The organism is Butyrivibrio sp. INlla16 (assembly GCF_900104155.1).
In the GTDB taxonomy this organism is placed as follows: Bacteria; Bacillota; Clostridia; order Lachnospirales; family Lachnospiraceae; genus Butyrivibrio.
In genome coordinates, this window is record NZ_FMYB01000005.1 from 90,328 (window position 1) to 109,849 (window position 19,522).

16 protein-coding genes are annotated in these 19,522 nt (G+C 39.3%); all 16 read right to left on the reverse strand.

Annotation, left to right across the window (positions count from 1 at the left end; translation table 11 throughout):
- Positions 1-4: 4 nt before the first annotated feature.
- Positions 5-964: an ROK family protein gene (locus BLR42_RS03985; protein ID WP_091866837.1), complete on the reverse strand. Its 960-nt coding sequence runs from the start codon at positions 962-964 to the stop codon at positions 5-7.
- 4 nt (positions 965-968) lie between these two features.
- A complete protein-coding gene (locus BLR42_RS03990; protein ID WP_091866839.1) occupies positions 969-4,088 on the reverse strand; it encodes a bifunctional diguanylate cyclase/phosphodiesterase in 3,120 nt (1,039 codons plus the stop codon).
- A gap of 173 nt (positions 4,089-4,261) precedes the next feature.
- A complete protein-coding gene (fsa, locus tag BLR42_RS03995) occupies positions 4,262-4,915 on the reverse strand; it encodes a fructose-6-phosphate aldolase (RefSeq protein ID WP_022759892.1) in 654 nt (217 codons plus the stop codon).
- A 121-nt stretch (positions 4,916-5,036) separates the two neighbouring features.
- Positions 5,037-5,528: a ribonuclease HI gene (gene rnhA, locus BLR42_RS04000; protein WP_091866841.1), complete on the reverse strand. Its 492-nt coding sequence runs from the start codon at positions 5,526-5,528 to the stop codon at positions 5,037-5,039.
- 34 nt (positions 5,529-5,562) lie between these two features.
- Entirely contained in the window at positions 5,563-7,254 is a 1,692-nt protein-coding gene (locus BLR42_RS04005; RefSeq protein WP_091866843.1) for a MutS-related protein, read from the reverse strand.
- 12 nt (positions 7,255-7,266) lie between these two features.
- Positions 7,267-8,574: an amidohydrolase family protein gene (locus BLR42_RS04010; RefSeq protein WP_091866845.1), complete on the reverse strand. Its 1,308-nt coding sequence runs from the start codon at positions 8,572-8,574 to the stop codon at positions 7,267-7,269.
- Between the two features lie 120 nt (positions 8,575-8,694).
- The gene (locus BLR42_RS04015; protein ID WP_091866847.1) at positions 8,695-9,519 is read right to left on the reverse strand and encodes a purine-nucleoside phosphorylase; all 825 of its coding nucleotides are present in this window, start codon (positions 9,517-9,519) and stop codon (positions 8,695-8,697) included.
- A gap of 2 nt (positions 9,520-9,521) precedes the next feature.
- The gene (locus BLR42_RS04020) at positions 9,522-11,477 is read right to left on the reverse strand and encodes a serine hydrolase domain-containing protein (protein ID WP_091866849.1); all 1,956 of its coding nucleotides are present in this window, start codon (positions 11,475-11,477) and stop codon (positions 9,522-9,524) included.
- Positions 11,458-13,380, reverse strand: coding sequence for a heavy metal translocating P-type ATPase (locus BLR42_RS04025; RefSeq protein WP_091866851.1), 1,923 nt, complete (start codon positions 13,378-13,380; stop codon positions 11,458-11,460). Before BLR42_RS04025 ends, BLR42_RS04020 begins: the two co-directional genes overlap by 20 nt.
- A 31-nt stretch (positions 13,381-13,411) precedes the next feature.
- Positions 13,412-13,627, reverse strand: coding sequence for a cation transporter (locus BLR42_RS04030; RefSeq protein WP_026497553.1), 216 nt, complete (start codon positions 13,625-13,627; stop codon positions 13,412-13,414).
- A gap of 21 nt (positions 13,628-13,648) precedes the next feature.
- A complete protein-coding gene (locus BLR42_RS04035) occupies positions 13,649-13,966 on the reverse strand; it encodes an ArsR/SmtB family transcription factor (protein ID WP_022759884.1) in 318 nt (105 codons plus the stop codon).
- A gap of 288 nt (positions 13,967-14,254) precedes the next feature.
- The gene (locus BLR42_RS04040) at positions 14,255-14,938 is read right to left on the reverse strand and encodes a DUF6553 family protein (RefSeq protein ID WP_091866855.1); all 684 of its coding nucleotides are present in this window, start codon (positions 14,936-14,938) and stop codon (positions 14,255-14,257) included.
- Between the two features lie 167 nt (positions 14,939-15,105).
- The gene (locus BLR42_RS04045; RefSeq protein WP_091866857.1) at positions 15,106-15,744 is read right to left on the reverse strand and encodes a type I phosphoribosyltransferase; all 639 of its coding nucleotides are present in this window, start codon (positions 15,742-15,744) and stop codon (positions 15,106-15,108) included.
- 127 nt (positions 15,745-15,871) lie between these two features.
- Positions 15,872-16,537: a TVP38/TMEM64 family protein gene (locus BLR42_RS04050; RefSeq protein WP_139165102.1), complete on the reverse strand. Its 666-nt coding sequence runs from the start codon at positions 16,535-16,537 to the stop codon at positions 15,872-15,874.
- Between the two features lie 24 nt (positions 16,538-16,561).
- On the reverse strand, positions 16,562-17,896 hold the full coding sequence (locus tag BLR42_RS04055; RefSeq protein WP_242879173.1) for an MATE family efflux transporter: 1,335 nt from the start codon (positions 17,894-17,896) through the stop codon (positions 16,562-16,564).
- 77 nt (positions 17,897-17,973) lie between these two features.
- A complete protein-coding gene (hemZ, locus tag BLR42_RS04060) occupies positions 17,974-19,509 on the reverse strand; it encodes a coproporphyrinogen dehydrogenase HemZ (RefSeq protein ID WP_091866861.1) in 1,536 nt (511 codons plus the stop codon).
- Between the last annotated feature and the right edge of the window lie 13 nt (positions 19,510-19,522).

The following is a 19,522-nucleotide window of genomic DNA, read 5'->3' on the forward strand; positions in this document are numbered from 1 at the left end:
AATCTCAGTTATCCTCTATCATAGCAAGAGCACCATAGATATTGGAATCATCTCCGAGTGCTGCTTTTTTTAGTTCAACAGTGCTTCTGATTGAAGGCATGCAGTAGCGATCTACCTCAGCAAGGATCTTATCCATAAAGAAGTCGCCAACTGCTTCCATAACACCACCGCCATAGACAACAATGTCAGGACTAATAGTGTTAATCATATTGCCGGTAGCAACAGCAAGATAATGGCATGCTCTGTCAACAGCCTCAAGTGTAACCGGATCCTTGGCAGCAATGGCTTTCTTTAAGTTTTTACTCTTAAACACGCCATTCTCAATGGTCTCTGAGAGCATATTTTTACGTCCTCTTGCAGTCTGCTGCATGATGTAAGCGCTCATGCCCTTTTTACTTGAAAATGCTTCGAGACATCCTCTCTGTCCACAACCGCAAAGAGGGCCTTCGGGATCAAGAATCATATGACCGTATTCAGCAGCCTTATATTTATTTCCCGTGAACATTTTCCCATCAAGAATCAGGCCGCCGCCCATACCGGTACCTACGAAGAATCCAACTACATTCTTATAGCCCTTCGCAACACCATATTTCCATTCACCGAGAACACCGACATTTACATCATTGCCAATAAAAAACGGAATATCAAATTTCTTCTCTATTGAGGATTTAATATCATAATTTGTCCAGGGAAGATTTGGCGAAGTAAGAATTATACCGGAGCCCTGATCAATAACACCGGGAGCACCCGCTGCAATGGCATTAAAATCCTTCTTCTTAATATCGGAATCCTTAATCATGTCTTCAACTACGCTAATAATCATTTTCTCAACATTAGCAGCATCGTCACCTGCTTCCTTGGTCTTTTTCTTAAGTCGATAAACAATCTCCTTCTTCTCATTGAAAATAGCGCCAAGAATCTTTGTTCCACCGATATCAAGACAGATATTATACTTACCAGACATCTCACTACCTCCGTTTATCGTACTTCCCATAGTTGTTTTTGCCGTTTTCTTTCACATAGTAAAGTGCATTATCTGCGTTTCTATATAAATCATTATACGCTTTTCCGTCTTCCGGGTATACAGCATATCCAACAGACATTGTATATTTTACTTTTTCTCCGTTATAATCAACTATTTTTACAGCTTCTGAGAAGGCTTTTAGTGCTGCGTCAACCTCCTTGTCTGTATGATTCCTTATTATTACAAGGAATTCATCACCGCCTATTCTTGAAGGATAAACATCTGTGCCAAGATCGTTCTGCATACGGTTTGCAGCATCCTGAAGCACCTTATCACCACAATGATGACCGTATTTATCATTTATCTGTTTGAAGAAATCAAGATCAAGCAGTATCATTGCAAGACTCTTAGTATCCGGATCAGCGATGAACGCTTCATAAACCTTACCGATAGTCATACGATTGAACAGCCCCGTCAGAGTATCTCTCTCCGCAAGATTACGTATAGTTTCATTTGTTCTCTTAAACTGATCGATGTCATATTTAAGAATATAAATATGCACCCCATCATCCTGCCTGTTTCTTCTAATCTGATAACATGCATTCTGATATCTTGGTTTTTCGCTGGAACCGGTCTTTTCAAGATATACTATACGTCCTGAGGTATTTCCGTTTTCATATTCTTTCAGAAGTCTGTCCCTGTTATAAAACTCGTACATCTTTTCATGTTCTTCGGGTTCAGCCTGTGAAAATACCATGCTCCTTGTAACTTCTCCAAAAGGAAGCTGTATATAGCCCGTCTCACCGAAATCAGAAATAAGACCGGTCTGTCCAAGATGCATATATACAGTCTTATCCTCGGTAAGATTTGCTTCAAGATAAAAGGTATTTCTGATAAACTGTTCAAACGAACCATATCCAAGTGTCTCCGTAAAAGCATCACTGGCAAGCAAAAGGAATGTCGGATCGCTTGGCATATCATAATATTCAGAGCCACTCTGACTTATATCGGGAAGTTTTCTCATGCGCTCAGCGTCAAGCGTTCTGGAGCACATGATAAACATTCTGTTTCCTTCCGAGACAATTGGAATAAGCAGATACATAAGCCAGTCATATTCGCCGTTTATATCCTTTGTCCTGAAATAATCTGTTATATGATTTGTCCCGTATTCACTGATTCTCTCATCAAGACTGTTCAGATTATAAAATTCTATAAAATCCGCCCTGTCCTCATTATAAATTGCTTCATCCGCAAATTTCTTTATTGCATCTGAAAAACTGCCCTTCTTCATCTTCTGGCTGTATCTGGCAGTATTTTCATAAACAGTTTCAAAGGTATCATCAACGACAGATACAATATCCACACGGTTATAAATCATATAGAGGAACTTAAGATACGAGTTGAGTTGCATTACTCTTGTGCCCGCATCATTTTCTGTCATGATCTCAGCAGTTGCCAAAATAGCTGTCTTGCCAAGTGACTTACTCTGTGTGATTTTCCTTAGCATTATCCTGTTAAAGCCGTTACTGGAAACAAATTCCATGGAATGTATTTCATCATCCTGCACACACTGTGATGCAAGCATTTTTATATCTTTTGAGAATATGATTGCAGGCGAATTAAACAGCTCCTGAATCGTTTTTACATCATTTGTAAACAAGAGCTTGAAAATATCATAAAAGTCATTATTGCACATGAGCGGCTTAAGGATTTTGCCATCAAACTCAAAGATTGCAATCGGCCTGTGATTATAGTAGGAACTATTCGGATCAAATCTCCCTATATCCTGCATGGGAGTCTGAGAAAGCACATTTACTTTTCCTATTGCATCATAAAAAGCAGTCTCCTCTTCCGATTCAAACTGATGAGGAAATTGTTCAAGCGGATAATCAAACATTTTTAGAGCTTCGCTATAGAGATGTCCCTGAGACTGTTCGCAGCCCGACTGCTTAAGGAAGTCAAGAATTTTTTCATCCTCAACACTGCCCATTATCGTTTGAATGCCAAGTTCCTTAGACATATTGATGATATTCTTAAGCATAACTTTCGGCTTAACATCATCTTTATATCCCGAAAGGAAATTACTGTTAATTTTCACAGCGTTAAAAGGCATATCATTAAGAATATGCAAGGAAGAATACTCACTTCCGAAATCATCGAATATCACGCTAAAGCCATGGTCCTTAAGTCTTTCTAGTTCAGCCTTTATACCATCTTTATCATTGGTTATTTCCGCCTCGCTGATTTCAATTCTTATTAAAGATTTAGGAAGCTTATATTTTGCAAGCTCTGTTTCTAAAAGATCCACAATATCCGCAAGTGCAAAATCAAGCCTTGTAAGATTAATTGAAGCAGGAAGCGGATCCATGCCGATTTTTTTGATTTCACTTTGGTCTTTACAAACCTGTTTTATTACAAAGCTGTCCAAAAGATAGATTTTTCTTGAATGTTCAAGTACCGAAATAAAATCCTTTGGCATCAGAACTCCGTATTCTGTTGTATTCCACCTTGCCAGAGCTTCATTTCCGCATACTTTACCTGATAGTGTATGGAAAACCGGTTGGTAAGCGATTGTAATTTCACCATTCTCTATTGCATCTTCGATATGATGAACCACATAATGCTTCATCAATATTTCATCGTCGATATTTTCGATATTATACCTGAAGATACCATTCCCAATTGAATCACCTGATGAGCATGCAAGAACGGCTTTTTCAATTATTTCCTCAGCTGTATTATCCTCAGCAGTAATGTAATAAATTCCTGCATGAAGATACATTCCTGTATGTATATAAACCTCATCGAAATCTCTCTGAATTCTGGAAATAAATCTCTCGATATCATCAATATCTGTTACAACTATAAACTCGCCATCATCAAGCTTGCATGCAATATCCAAAGGGAAACAATCTCTGATTTTGTTTTTAAGAAATACCAGGACCTGATACCCTTCATCAAAGCCATTATTCATATAATATGATCTAAAGCCTTTGATATCGAAAAATACACAGCAAAAAGAAGCCGAAAGCTCATCGTTTTCCGCTTTTGAATTAATAATATTTTCAAATTCATCTTTCTGGTATAGGTCTGATGGAAGCCCCTCGCCTTCAATTTTTGCCATACTAATACCAGTTCCTTTTTTCAGTATTCTACTATTTTATGTTAACAAACAGGGATGGACAAAACAATTAATCGCTTATAAAAAAATGTTAAAAAAATAAAAATAAAACGCTTTGGATACTACTATGAATATCCAAAGCGCTATTATTAAGGCATTTTAAAGCATATTATAGATTATTCACCAAATACAGCCTTGTAATCCTTCTGGAATTTCTCAATTCCGGCTGTTGTAAGAGGGTGATTAACCATCTGAGCGATAACACCATAAGGTACTGTAGCGATGTGAGCACCTGCAAGTGCACAATCTGTAACATGCATAGGATGACGTACAGATGCAGCGATGATCTCAGTATCAATACCGTGAAGGTCGAAGATCTGAGCAACCTCAGAAATAAGGTCTGTACCTCTTGTGCTTATATCATCAAGTCTTCCAAGGAAAGGACTTACGAAAGCAGCGCCTGCTCTTGCTGCAAGAAGAGCCTGGTTAGCTGTAAAGATAAGAGTCATGTTAATCTTGATGCCTTCAGCTGCAAGTGTATGGCAAGCCTTAAGACCCTCTTCTGTCATAGGAATCTTAACTACCATATTCTTGTGAATCTTAGCGATCTCGCGGCCCTCTTTGATCATGCCCTCGGCATCAACTGTTGTAGCCTTAACTTCGCCGCTGATAGGTCCGTCTACGATAGATGCGATCTCTGCAACAACCTGATTAAAGTCTCTGCCTTCTTTAGCGATAAGAGAAGGGTTGGTTGTAACACCGCAGATAACACCCATGTCATTTGCTTTTTTAATGTCCTCAACATTAGCAGTATCCAAGAAGAATTTCATAATACACTCCATTCCGCTTAAGATTATTCTTAAGCATTTGATTAAATATATTTTTCAACCGTTAAAAATCATAACACATCTTTCAAATTTTACAAATCATATTATGCTCACTTATTTTCAATTATTGCCATAAGGCACTGCCGTCATCATGAAGCAAGGCCCCGGGTTCCTGGTCGGCCGCCGTGGTAGCAAGTGTATCACATCGCTCATTCTCAGGATGCCCGTCATGTCCCTTTACCCAATGCCAGGTGACATTATGTTTATTTACCGCATCAAGAAGGCGTTTCCATAGTTCTACGTTCTTAACCGGCTTTCCGTCAGATTTTTTCCAATTCTTTTTCAACCATCCGGATATCCAGTTTTCATTGAAAGCGCTGATAACATACTTTGAATCCGAATAAAGGTCAACCTCACAGGGGCGGTTAAGCGCTTCAAGTCCCATGATTGCACCCATCAACTCCATTCGATTGTTGGTTGTCTTATCATAGCCGGCACTTAACTCCTTTTCATGTAGTACGCCTTTACCGTCAATATATTGAATTACTGTTCCGTAGCCACCCGGTCCGTCAGGATTACCTCTTGCTGAACCGTCTGAATAAATAGTAACTTTCATTTCATAAATCTCCGTACGTTTAACATTTTTTTCTTTACAGTACCCACAGCCCATCCTCTTCAAACCGCTTAGCCATTGTCTCTGCCTCACGAACAATCTCATCATTATACCCAATGGTCTTCAGAAGACTTATTGCATTTCTCTTGGTTGCAGGGCCTGCATTCAACTTGTAATCAAAGGTAACGTCACCATTCTTCATATCACCTTCAAAATGATATACTTCGAAGCGATCATGTAAAACCTCTGATAACTCTCTGTCATGAGTTGCTGCAAAACACAAAGCTCTTTCTTTGTGAGAGGCAAAATATTCCAAAATTTTCGAGGAAGCCGCAATTCTCTCGATTGTGTTTGTTCCTCTTAAAACCTCATCAATAAAACATAAAACCGGAGCACCTTCATTCGCTGCAGAATCAAGAATTCTCTTTAAAGACTTGATTTCAACCATATAATAGCTATCACCCAAGGAAAGATCATCCCTAAGTGCCATCGAGGTAAAAACTCTGTAAAACGGAGCTTTATATGAAGTACATGTACAGGTATGAATGGTCTGAGCCATTATGCTGTTTATTGCACACATCTTAAGAAAAGTTGATTTGCCCGAAGCATTAGAGCCTGTTATCAAAAATCCCTTTTTAGCAGCAAAGGAATTAGAAACAGGGTTATCCATAAGCAGATGCCTGCCGTTTTCGATCTGATACTCGCCGTGATTTTCCATCAGTTCCGGCACAGTATATTCGGAAACAGACGCTCTAAAATATGCAATAGATATGACAGAGTCGATATATCCGATAATTTCGGTCAGTTTCCGGACACTTGGTATTTCCTGCTTAAGTTTCTTATACATGCTGTTGAATTTGATTAGATCAATATGGGTAAGCATTCTGACATAATCCATTATTATGTCAAAAGGATTTCCGCTGCCGGTTGCTCCATACCCCTTGGACAAAATCCAGGAGCCTCTTGAAAAGCCTTTAAGCTTTGAGACACATTCCTTTATTTTACTGATATCATCTTTGAAAATATCACTTTCCGTCAGAGCTAAAGCCTCTCCACCCTTCATGAGTCTAAGGACATAAGAAAAAGTCATAAGATAAGGTGCAAGCGCTGATTTAATCTTAAAATAGCTGACCATATTTACTGCAAATGCAATAATTAAAATCAAAAATCCAAGAGTGAAATTAAACAAGCTCATCAAAAGTACAGAAAGAACCATTAATATAAGCATCAATACATGGACAAGATTGGATCCTGCAGAATTTTTATCAATAAGCGGCAGATAATCATAGATTGAATACTTACCGCTTTTTCCAATGCAATGCAGGGTTTCCTTCAAATGAATTCTTTTGCTTTCATCCTTCGATATAGCCGCAAGTTCATTTTCAAGCTTATTAAAAGTGCCATTATCGAAGGTTTGCGGGCATCTTAGTAAGTAATAAAGATACTCTTCTCCTGATGAAGTCTCGCAATAGCTTATTCTGTCGTAAACCTCATCCATGGAAAGATCATTCCAGGTAATATCATCAATACTGAATTTCTTTTCGGCCGACTTATAATATCCACTAACATCAGCTCTTTGTCTCTTTATACGAGACGAAGGCGCAGCACCATATTCGTCTGCGCACTTCTTTTTAAATGATCTCTCTTCATTTTTTCTGTTTTGCAATCCAATGAGAAAAACAGCTGCAATAAATACAGCTATTATCCCCAATATATAAGCTCCGGTCATAGAGTCCTCATCTTATAATTCTTTATCTATTCTTGCATTTATCTCAGAAGCCTTTTTATATATTTCTTCAGGGCTTACTCCTATATTGAATTCATCTTTTTCATAGCGAATGATACCGCCAATCATAGTCAGAATAACATTTGAATCAGAACCGCTGTAAACTATATTCTTGCAAATATTATTTATAGGCTGCATATTAGGTTTGTTCAAATCAAGCATAATGATATCAGCAAGTTTTCCGGCATCAAGGATATCTGCGTCATTAAGGCCCATAGCATGTGCCCCGTTAACGGTAGCCATCTTAAGAACTTCCATTGCATCGATGCATGCAGCGTCATTTTCACGAAGCTTTCCAAGACCGGTTACAAGAAACATCTCTCTGAACATGCTAAGAGCATTATTGCTCGCGGGACCGTCTGTTCCGATAGCTACCGGAATCCCTTTTTTCAAATAGTCGTTTATAGGAGCAATTCCACTCGCAAGTTTGGTGTTTGAACCGGGATTAGTCACCACATACATTCCGCGCTTTTTCAAAATATCCATATCCTTTTCATCTGTATGAACAAGGTGATATCCGCCTCCGCCGTAATCAAACATTCCGAGGCTGTCCAGGAATTCAACAGGGCTCATGTTGTATCTCTCCCTGCATTCTGCAACTTCATGTGCAGTTTCTGAGATATGAGTGAAAACAGGTGCTTTATACTTATGCGCAAGATCTGCAATTTTTTGAAGTAATTCTTTGGTACATGTATACTCAGCATGGAATCCAAGAATATATGAATTATATTCATCACGTCCGTTCAGTTTGTTATACATTTCTTCAACAATCTCAGGTGATTGGCTGAAATTATTCACTGCTCCCACCTGAACGCATCGCATACCGGTATCCCTGCAGGCATCAGCTATGGATTCGGGCGTAAGGTACATATCAAATATACCGGTGACACCGCCGCTTACATATTCAAGCACTGCAAGCTTAGTAAGATAATATATATCCTCTGCAGTAAGCTTCGCCTCAACAGGAAAAATAGCATTATTAAGCCAATCAGCAAGTGGCAGATCATCCGCTCTAGACCTTAACAGTGTCATGGCAGAATGCGTATGTGCATTCTTAAAGCCGGGCATGAGAAGATTTCCCTTGCAATCTATCTCTCTGTCAAAAACCAGCATTGCACCGGGATTTTCCTTGTAATATTCTTCAATCTGATCAGTTGTATCACAGTAAATAATTCTGTCACCGCTTGTCCACAATTCACCCTCAAAGATTTCCTGACCCTCTCTCATAGTGAGAATTTTGGCATTAAAAAATCTAATCCTCATTTATTCACCCCATTAACCCTCATCCGCCTGCTTTGCAGGCACCTTCCCCCATAGGGGGAAGGCTATATCATCTGTCTTCCCCTTTTAGGGGAAGGTGGCACGAAGTGCCGGATGAGGTCCTTAAAATTTCTTCACACACTCAGTTACAAGTTTCTCAAACAACGGTCCGGTTTTATCAGCTGCTTCCTGTACATCCTCATGAGAAAGAGGCTTCTCTCTCATTCCGGCTGCAAGGTTGCTGATACATGAAATACCGCATACACGCATACCCATATAGTGAGCTACAAGGGCTTCCACAACAGTACTCATACCGACAGCATCAGCTCCGAGAACTCTAAGCATTCTGATCTCGGCAGGTGTTTCAAAAGAAGGACCTGTTAGCTGCGCATAAATTCCCTGTTTAAGAGGAATGGCATTTTCCAGAGCAGTCTGCTGTATTATATCCCTAAGCTGCTTATCATAAACACATGACATATCAGGAAATCTTGTTCCAAATTCCTCAATGTTAGGTCCGATAAGCGGATTCGGCACAAAAACAGAAATGTGATCAGCTATAAGCATAAGATCACCGCAATCAAATGTATAATTTATACCACCTGCAGCATTTGTAAGGAAAAGAATCTCGGCACCGAGAAGTCTCATAACCCTAGCGGGAAGAACTACATCGTTAATATCATATCCTTCGTAGTAATGAACTCTTCCCTTCATACATACAACCGGAACATCTCCCACGTATCCGAAAATGAATTTTCCTGCATGTCCGGGAACAGTAGAAACAGGGAATCCCGGAATATCGGAATAAGGAATCTCACATTTTATATCTATCTGCTCTGCATAATTACCAAGTCCGGAACCAAGCGTAATTGCAACCCTGGGCTTAAAATCAGTTACCTTTCTGATTGCCTCAACGCAGTTGTTTACTTTTTCGTAAATTGCATTTGCCATATTTAATCATCCTCCATTATTGCATCATCTACATCGGCGAAATCATCTGTATCTGTCAAAGTTCCGCCATTACTATCATACCCCAGGGGTTCCTGTTTGTCATGTATTCTGCCGTGCAGTTTCGGTCTTACCGTATCTCTTATGGCAAGTATAAGCGCATCAATCGCTCCGTAATCAGAAAGTCTGTTTATCACAAAGCCGCTCATGCCTTTACCAACATCAAGATGACCGAATTGGTTAAGAATATCAACAAGCATTCCACTACCAGGAATTTCATCAAACCTTATGCCTATATTTTTAGGTGGTTTCACTTTTCCGAATGCAAAACATGTATCATGCTGAAGCGGTTCTCTCTTGCCAAGATATATATTCATAACTCTCGCAGTAGAATCCTCCATCAGATAAAACTCATTCCTGAGAACAGGTCTGCCATATTCATCTATAGAGAATTCTGACACAACAGAAACAGTATAGATTTCACCATGCTCATCTATATCTGTTACTGCCCTGTATCCATCAAAACCGCATTTTATCTCATGCGTTGTATCGCCTTCTTTTATAAGCAGGAAAAATGCACCTGTTCGACCATCCTGCTTAAAACCAACTGACTTTATACCGTCAGTGTAATTGTTATGCATAACCTGAACGAGAAGCGGCATAAATCCGACACCTTCATCGTCCATATCGTATGAAACTCCATCAAGGCATTTCATAAGAAGATATCTGAATTTAGGGCTCATACCATAAGTGCTGCGCTTTTTCTTCTTGTTCCAACCGCCACCCGCGATACTTGTCCTGCATTCGGGATGATCCTCTGCACTTCTTATGAATTCTTTAAGGCTGTTCTGCTTTGCCAGAACTTCTTTTGTAACAGGTATTGGTTCATCAGAAACTTCAGCTTCAGACATGAGTTTATGAACTGTACCGGACATATTACCCTTCTGAAACAGATCTTCATTTCCTGCATTTGTTACCACCATCATGTTGATGTCCGGGAATACATATACGTTCTGTCCCAGCATTCCGTTAAAAGTATAGGCACCAAGTCTGGAACTGCTGTTCCAAAGCTGGAATCCGTAGCCTGGAGAAGTTACCTCGCCTGTTGCTATCTGCATAGAAGTTGCGTCTCTAACCCACTCTTCAGGTAAAATCTCCTTACCGTCATATTTTCCATTATTCAAATATAGCTGTCCAAGTTTGGCCATATCCTCTATTCGAAGATATAATCCCCATCCGCCTTTTGTGATATTCTGCGGACAGCTTTCCCAGAATGCTCTTTTAATTCCAAGAGGCTCAAAAAGTCTCGGTTTTAGATAATCAAACATGCTCTCGCCTGTAACCTCGGTCACAATTGCTGAGAGCATGTATGAATTCATTGAATTATACTCAAAAGCAGAACCGGGAGTGAATTTTGTCTGAGATTCGAGAAATTGCTTTCTCCAGTCATTTGAATATACAGAACCTGCCTCATTAAATTCAACGCCGCTACTCATGGTGAGGAGATGTCTTACAGTAAGTCCTTTTGAAAAGAAATACTGAAGAGGCCCCGTTCTGCCGAATATATCTTCAACTTTGTCGTCTAATTTAATTTTTCCTTCGTAGATAAGAAGGCCTATTGCCATTCCCGTTACGCTTTTACACATAGAATGAGTAACATGCCAATAGTCCATATCAAATGGCTTAAAAGCACATTCTCCGATAATATGTCCGTTTCGAACTGCCATAATTTTGTGCATATGGCAGCTGTTGTTTTCATAGAGACTCTTAAAAAGCTTCTCTATAAAAGCACTGTCTACACCCTGCTCCTCAGGTGTGGATCTTGGAAGATGAGTCTCTCCCTCCGAATCCATAGGGAAAGCCATCTTCTGAGGAGTATAAGTAACCTTGCTGATCTCACCGGTCTTATGCCCGATAAGTTTCATTAAAAGCTGGATAACTTCAAGCTCTGACTTTGCCATTCATGTCCTCTTTCGTCCATTTCATGGCTCTCATGGAATTGAGAATCGCTAGAACTGCTACACCGACATCTCCGAATACAGCCATCCACATGGTTGCGAATCCAAGAGCTCCAAGAAACAGTATCAATATTTTTACGAAAAGAGCAAAGACAATATTCTCCTTGACGATTCTGAGTGTTTTTCTTGCTATCTGTATAACTGCGGAAATTTTACCTATATCATCATCCATAAGGACAATATCCGCCGCTTCGATAGCTGCATCTGACCCCATGCTTCCCATGGCGATTCCGACATCCGCTCTCATAAGAACAGGAGCATCATTTATACCATCCCCGACAAAGGCTACCTTTCCGTTCTTGTTTTCATCAAGAAGGCTCTCAACTCTTTCCACTTTATCTGCGGGCAAAAGCTGTGCAAATACCTTATCTATTCCAACCTTATCGGCAACAACCTTTGCTGTGTCTTCATTGTCACCTGTAAGCATAATTACCTGTGATACACCGGCTCTTTTTGCTTTGGATATAGACTCTGCCGCGCCTTCTTTTATTGTATCAGATATTATGATTGTTCCAACAAAAAGTTTTCCTTTAGCCACATAAATAATGGTTCCCGGCAAGTCTGATTCCTTAAATTCAATATTATTGCTCTTAAGAAGTTTGGCATTTCCTACATAAATATCTTCAGCACCAAGCTTTGCAGTAATGCCATGACCGGGAACTTCCTTAATATCAGTAAGTTCAGTTTTATCATCAGTAAGAGAGCTGTTATTTTTATGAATTTCATCATGATACTCAATTACTGATCTGGCAATAGGATGGTTTGAAAATTTCTCAGCACCTGCAGCGAGGCAAACAATCTCTTCTTTTGAAAGATTTGCAGCAGGAATTATCTCAGAAACCTTGAATTCCCCTTTAGTAATGGTTCCCGTCTTATCAAGAACCAGAGTACTTGCCTCCGCAATTGCTTCAAGATAGTTACTGCCCTTTACAAGTATTCCCATCTTAGAGCTTGCACCAATGCCTCCAAAGAAGCCAAGCGGCACAGAAATCACAAGCGCGCAAGGACAGGATACAATAAGGAAAATGCATGCTCTTTTTATTGAATCAGAAAAAGGCATGATTCCGAGAAGTGGCGGTATTACTGCAAGAAGAACCGCTCCGATTGTAACAACAGGTGTGTAATATTTCGCAAAACGAGTGATGAAGTTTTCCATCCTTGATTTTTTGTTACTTGCATTTTCAACAAGCTCCAAAATCTTAGAAACTGTTGAATCCTCATAATTCTTAGTTGTGCGTATTTTCAGAACACTGTCCTTATTAACACATCCGCTTATTACTTCTTCGCCCTCTGAAACTCTTCTTGGAACTGACTCACCTGTTATTGCAGAAGTATCTACAAAAGATTCTCCCTCAGTAACAACACCATCTATCGGAATCTTCTCACCGGGCTTTATCAGAAGCATTGTTCCGATCCCAACTTCCTCTGGATCAGTTTCTACAGCCTCTCCATCATCCTGAATTACATTTGCATACTCAGGAGCAATACTCATGAGCTCTGTAATAGATGCTCTTGATTTTCCGACTGCATAGCTCTGGAAAAGCTCACCAATCTGATAGAACAGCATAACCGCAAGAGCTTCTGTATATTCACTGATGGCGAATGCTCCAAAGGTGGCGATCATCATAAGAAAATTCTCATCGAAAACCTGTCCGTGGGAAATATTTATAAATGCCTTTCGGAGGACATCATATCCGATTACAAGATATGGAATAAGGAATATCACAAAGCTGACATACCATGGAAATGCTTCAAAGGCTCCCATATGCTCTGCTATAAGGAGTACTATAAAAGCAATAAGTACTCCTATTATTCTATTTCTGGTTTTCTTCATCTTCTTAGTCATAATGATCACGCTTTCATATTATGTAGTATTTTCAGATTTCGATTTCACAATCAGGCTCAACCTTTTTACATGCCTTAACTGCTGCATCAAGAATCTCTGCATATTTGTCATCATCGGCTTCAAGTGTAAGCTTCTGGGTCATGAAATTAACTCTGGCACTCTTTACACCATCAATCTTATTAATTGCTTCTTCCATCTTTGCAGCACAGTTAGCACAGTCAACTTCACATTTGTAGGTTTTTTTCATGATTTTTTTCCTCTTTTCTTTTTATTTTTCTTCTATATGTTCACGTCCCATTGAAATAATTGTTCTAACGTGATCATCTGCCAGGTAATAGTACATCTGCTTGCCTTCACGTCTGCTCTTTACAAGGCTGTTCATCTTAAGAATCTTCAGCTGGTGTGATACAGCCGATTGAGTCATTCCAAGATTTTCAGCAAGATCATTCACACAGAATTCAGACACAAATAAGGCAAACAATATTCTGATTCTGGTTGAATCGCCAAAAACTTTGAACAGTTCAGCGAGATCGTACATTTCTTCCTCATCCGGCAATTCATCCAGATTACAAGATAGTTTTGTCATCAGTTCCGGTCTCCTTTTTGTATATTTCATAATGTATTCACAAATTTATTTTATTACATATGAGCATTTGTTCATATGTTGATTCAAATATACCCCCAACGAATTTATATGTCAACACTACTTTTAAATATTTTCCAGAAAAACATGAATACAAAAACAGGTATGTCGAAGAAACAAACATACCTGCCAGTTTTTGTGCATCCCCGGACTCATAAGCATTCTTTGAGTTAGCTTGTGAACTAATTTGCCGGTTTTAAAAATATCAACCAGACGGTGTATCATTATAAATCAGTGATCCTTTCCATTCATATATTCCTGCCACAAGGATGTACCGCTTTCCAATAGTCTGCAGTAGGTTTCCTTGAAAATCTTATAAAGTGGCTTCGCTTCTTCAATCAGTTCATAATCCAAAGGAATTTCATATAATGCTGTATCTATATCAGATATAACCTTCATAGCCGCATCCTTATCCTGCATGTGGATCATACCACCAAAAGCAGAGCCATAGGTTTTATCATTTATGCAGACTTTAATGTAACTTGCCGCAAAGTCAACCCATTCCTCAAGCTGCAATGAAAGATAATCTTCCTCTTTTGCCGCTGCATTATCAACTAATCCAAACTCTGACAGGTAACCGGCGCATTGAGCTTTTCTTTTCTTGTTAAAAAGGCTTATTCCCGATGCTCTGTTCATAGTCAGAAGCATCATAAATGCATGCATATATCTGTCAATCCACTGGCCACCTTTATTTTCATATCTGTGATCAAGCACCTGAATTCGCATAGCAGCCTCGTCTGCTGATGCCGGTGGATTTAAACAGTTATACTTTATTGCTGCTTCATGGATTTCATCTGTCCCTGCAATTACAGACAGAAGGTAATCTCTCCTCTCTGCAATATCCTCAATCTCATGATAATTATTGGTTATATCTCTTTGATGACTGTCATTATATATATCTGTATTCCTAAGCATATATGTCCTCTACCAATTAGCACGTGATCAAAAAATGTTATTCATCATTTTTGACATGTCTTATATTCTAACATATTTGACGTAATTTAGTATCCGTAATAAGCTAATGAACCCTAAAAAAATCCCCGGACACTAATCCGGGGATTACGTATATTATCAATCTATTCTTATAAAGTAGAATAACCAAAGCCGTTACATATAGCATCAACAGGATGGCCTTCCTTGCAAAGCGGGCATCCATCCGGAGGATAGCAAGCATAATCAGGAAGCTCTCTTGAAGAGAAAAGTGACCTTATCGGATAATTCTCTATCTGAGTAGCCACTGAGAAGAAAGCTGCAATTCCTACAACCTCACCCTGGTAAAACCTTACGGAATCAAGGGCACTCTTAAGCATACCACCGGTGGTTACGGAATCCGACAAAATGAGAACCTTTTTATCAGTAATCATGTGCTTATTGTTATCTCTGAACATGATCTGCCCGTTTACGTTATACTCGGGACCTGTGATATACATCGTCTTATGTGCATTCTTGGAAATAACTCCGGCCCTTGTAAGTGAATCAGCAAGGTATGAACCAACTACTTCCATACCATTAAGACATAGAATTGTATCAATTACTTCTGAAGCAATATAGAACTCAGCGAGCGACTCACCGGCAGCTCTTGCTTCTTTCATTCTTGCCTTGGTATCACACAGGTCAATGAAGTAATTAACATGTGCATTAGGGGTAATGAAATGCCCCTTTGTGTTACGAAGAATTACATCATTATTTCTCGAATACTCAATCTTGGTATAGCCTTGCATAATTCCTCCTCCTTGAAATTTATTCTAAGTAAAGCAATTCTACTGAAAGAATTCACATAAACATAATAACATAACAAAGAAGAATATATTCTTAAATTAGTGAATTATTTATACAAATTTTAGATTATTAGTCACCTTTTCGTGCCTTATGCATCTTTAGAAAAATTACGGCATAAACAATCACTGCAATGGTTACTCCAAGAATAAGAACACCATATTGCTTCTCCTGAATCTTATTACCGCCAAAGGAATATATAAAAATATGAGTAAATCTCGCTATAAAAGTAAGAGGGATCCATAGAAATACACTTTCCTCGGAGTAATACCCAAACCAGGCATAGGTGTCTTTAGGAAGCGGAAGAAGCATAAACATTATATGTATAAGCTTAGGGTTCCCCCTTTTTATATACTTCTCCACAGACTCTATCTTCTTTTCTGAAAACAGATTCTCCAGTAACTTTCTGCCAAATTTTCTTCCGATTAAAAAAGCAATTGTATTTCCTGCAGTTGCTGCGGCATCACATAATAGTGCTCCTTTAAAACCACCAAGGACATAACCTGCTCCCATATAGAACGGTGTCCCGGGAATACAAGTTGACATTGTCTGTATCATCACAAGAAAGCAAAATACCAGAAGTCCTTTTATTCCTTTAGACTCTATATATTGCTTTAGTTCATCCGGATTACCGACAAAATCAATCATTGGTCTGCCCACAAAGAAATAAACTGCGAGCAAAAACAATACTATGAAGGTAATGATCAAAATTCTTCGAACTAAATCTTTTCTTTTCAAATCGAAAAAATCCTTACAAATAGTTTACGCTTTAAAATGTCTTATCTCTGAATAGGCCATGGGAATCGACACTAAAATCGAAAAAATATCAGCAACTGCCTGTGTGATTTCTACTCCGAAAAGGCCAAACAGTTGTGGTAGTAATAAAATCATGGGAATAAAGAATATTCCATTTCTGCAGGAGGCCATAATTGAAGCCTTTACACCTCGTCCTATGAACTGAAGCATCATGTTTGTCATTACTATACATCCGCTAAGAGGGATTGTTGCCGAAGTCCATTTAAGGGCCACGGATCCTACTGCTATAACTTCGGGATCATCCCTGAAAACAGCTATAATCTGCGGAGCAAAATAAAAGCAGACAGCTCCGACTATACATAAAAAGATTGTGGAATACTTCACGCAGAAAAAATACCCTTCCTTAACACGCTTTTTTAGCCCTGCTCCATAATTAAATGAGCATACAGGCTGGTAACCCTGTCCAAATCCAATAAGCGCTGAGGACATCATCATCATAACTCTTGTATTCACTGACATTCCTGCAATAGCTGCATCCCCGCCGAAGGTTCCTGCCGCCTTGTTCATCAACATAGACGCAATTGCCGCCAGAGCCTGTCTGAAAAGCGATGGCGCACCACCATTGGTTATCTCTTTAATATAATAGCTGTTAATATGAATATTTTTAAAGCTTAGTCTTATATTTTCGCCCTTGCTGCTTCCGACAAGTAGAACTATAAAGCTGGTAATCTGTCCCATAATTGTTGCAACCGCCGCACCAGTCACTCCCATGTTAAATACAAAAATAAGAAGGGGATCCAGTACCATATTCATAGCGGCGCCGCACATCAGTCCTACCATGGCATACACAGCACTACCCTGAAACCTGAGCTGATTGTTTATAACAAACTGTCCTGTCATAAAAGGAGCACCGATAAGAATGATTCTCATATACTTTCTGGTGTCCTCAAGGGTTGTCGGCGTAGAACCAATCATCATTGCTATATCATCAACAAAAATATTACCAACAATGGCAATTATAATTCCGAGAATTATAGCAATTGCAAATCCGGTAGATGCCATCTCGTTTGCTTCCTTGGTCTTCCCTGCGCCAAGCATTCTGGATAGAAAATTTCCTGAACCATGTCCGCAGAAAAAGCCTGTAGCCTGAACAAGGGCCATAACCGTGAAAACTATTCCCACGGCAGCAGTCGCCTGTGTTGATATTTTACCAACAAAAAAGGTATCAGCAGTGTTATATATACCGGTTACCAACATACTTATAATGGTCGGAACAGCCATTTTCAGAATAAGCTTTGGAACCGGTGTTGTTGTCATCATCTCGTATCTGTTCTGTTGCACTTTAATGAAACGCTCCTTTTCTTATACCCCCTCATCCGGCACTTCGTGCCACCTTTCCCCATAGGGGGAAGGCATTACTATGTAAACAAACTCTTTTTTCTCTCAATCATGTCATCAGTATTATTCATGTAGAGTGTGACGTCCTTGACGTTGTCACAACGCTCAATTCTACCATCACCGTAAACTCTCTTGGTTACGGTTCCAGCCCCCAATGCTACTATTGACTGGACTTCCTCCATCATAAGAATATTGTAAATCCCGGCCTTGCCTTCACGAGCATATCCGGTATTTTCAAGATTACCGGATATATTTTTCTGCCTATAGAGATAGTAAGGTGTAAGCCCCATCTTTGCAGCACCTTCTTTTGCTATCTCCATCATTCTTCCTGTATCGCCTGCAACAAAGAAACCATTGTTTCTTATATGCTCCGCAAGTCTTGATCCTCTTTTTACGGATAGACTGTGTACGGTAAGATCATCCGGATTAAGCTTTATGATTTCCTGCATTGTATGTTCAACGTCAGCTTCAGTTTCACCCGGAAGACCAAGTATGATATCCATATTTATATTGTCGAAGCCTTCTTCTCTGGCCATGTTATATGCATTTATGAACTGCTCAACGGTATGCTGTCTTCCGATACGTTTAAGAGTCTCATCGCTCATCGTTTGTGGATTAACGGATATTCTGTCAACTCCACACTCTTTCATTGCACGAAGCTTCTCTCTGGTAATGGAATCAGGTCTGCCGGATTCAACGGTAAACTCTCTGCACTCGGATAGGTCTATCTTTTCTCTGAGATAAGTGATTAGTCTTGTCATCTCATCAGGTTCAAGAGTTGTAGGTGTACCGCCTCCGATATAGACGGAATTAACAACCTTTCCTTGAAAGGTCTCTGCCACATAATCAATCTCTTTTTCAAGACAGCTTATATAATCACTTACCTTCTTTTTCCACGTAACTATAGGGAAAGATGTAAATGAGCAATACAGACAAGTTGTAGGACAAAAGGGAATCCCCAAATATATGCTATATCCATTTTTATAGTTGATATCATCAAGGATTTTCTTTTCTCTGAGTGCAATATTATAGGCCAGATCAGTCTTTTCATCAGATACAAAGAATGTCTCCTTCATGTATTTTCTAATCTCAGCTTCATTCTGTCCGGATTCCAGCATCTGCATCGGAATTCTTGTAGGTCTTATTCCGGTAAGTGATCCCCAGGGCAGTTCATGACCTATTTCATGGGAAAGTTCCCTATACATCATCTGCTTTAATGCATTCTTGGGTGTTGATAGAGAAGCCGTGCTTCCGTTTGTGGAGCTTTCACTGCTAACCCCAGCGCTTTCTTCGTTGCCGCTTACACCATTCGAAGCAATATCGCATACTGTTTCTGCTTCCTTACAAACTCCATCACTATGAATAATCTTCATTGAGATTTTTCCGGCTTCCTCTTCCAGAATAATCTCAATTTTGAAAAGAATATTTTCATTATCACCCTTAGAACTCAGCTCATCAAAAGTAAGAACACTCAAATCCTCTTTTGGATAGAAAGCCTTAACCAGTGAATGTATATCGTATTTAAATTTATCTTTGTTTATCAAAACCTGAATCATAACTAACCTAAAA

What these genes read in the sequence shown, in the direction of transcription:
- BLR42_RS03990 (WP_091866839.1), bottom strand. Translation starts at nt 4,088, where the DNA reads ATGGCAAAAATTGAAGGCGAGGGGCTTCCATCAGACCTATACCAGAAA.
- BLR42_RS04005 (WP_091866843.1), bottom strand. Translation starts at nt 7,254, where the DNA reads ATGACCGGAGCTTATATATTGGGGATAATAGCTGTATTTATTGCAGCT.
- BLR42_RS04040 (WP_091866855.1), bottom strand. Translation starts at nt 14,938, where the DNA reads ATGCTTAGGAATACAGATATATATAATGACAGTCATCAAAGAGATATA.
- rnhA (WP_091866841.1), bottom strand. Translation starts at nt 5,528, where the DNA reads ATGAAAGTTACTATTTATTCAGACGGTTCAGCAAGAGGTAATCCTGAC.
- fsa (WP_022759892.1), bottom strand. Translation starts at nt 4,915, where the DNA reads ATGAAATTCTTCTTGGATACTGCTAATGTTGAGGACATTAAAAAAGCA.
- BLR42_RS04035 (WP_022759884.1), bottom strand. Translation starts at nt 13,966, where the DNA reads ATGACAAAACTATCTTGTAATCTGGATGAATTGCCGGATGAGGAAGAA.
- hemZ (WP_091866861.1), bottom strand. Translation starts at nt 19,509, where the DNA reads ATGATTCAGGTTTTGATAAACAAAGATAAATTTAAATACGATATACAT.
- BLR42_RS04030 (WP_026497553.1), bottom strand. Translation starts at nt 13,627, where the DNA reads ATGAAAAAAACCTACAAATGTGAAGTTGACTGTGCTAACTGTGCTGCA.
- BLR42_RS03985 (WP_091866837.1), bottom strand. Translation starts at nt 964, where the DNA reads ATGTCTGGTAAGTATAATATCTGTCTTGATATCGGTGGAACAAAGATT.
- BLR42_RS04025 (WP_091866851.1), bottom strand. Translation starts at nt 13,380, where the DNA reads ATGACTAAGAAGATGAAGAAAACCAGAAATAGAATAATAGGAGTACTT.
- BLR42_RS04020 (WP_091866849.1), bottom strand. Translation starts at nt 11,477, where the DNA reads ATGGCAAAGTCAGAGCTTGAAGTTATCCAGCTTTTAATGAAACTTATC.
- BLR42_RS04015 (WP_091866847.1), bottom strand. Translation starts at nt 9,519, where the DNA reads ATGGCAAATGCAATTTACGAAAAAGTAAACAACTGCGTTGAGGCAATC.
- BLR42_RS04045 (WP_091866857.1), bottom strand. Translation starts at nt 15,744, where the DNA reads ATGCAAGGCTATACCAAGATTGAGTATTCGAGAAATAATGATGTAATT.
- BLR42_RS04010 (WP_091866845.1), bottom strand. Translation starts at nt 8,574, where the DNA reads ATGAGGATTAGATTTTTTAATGCCAAAATTCTCACTATGAGAGAGGGT.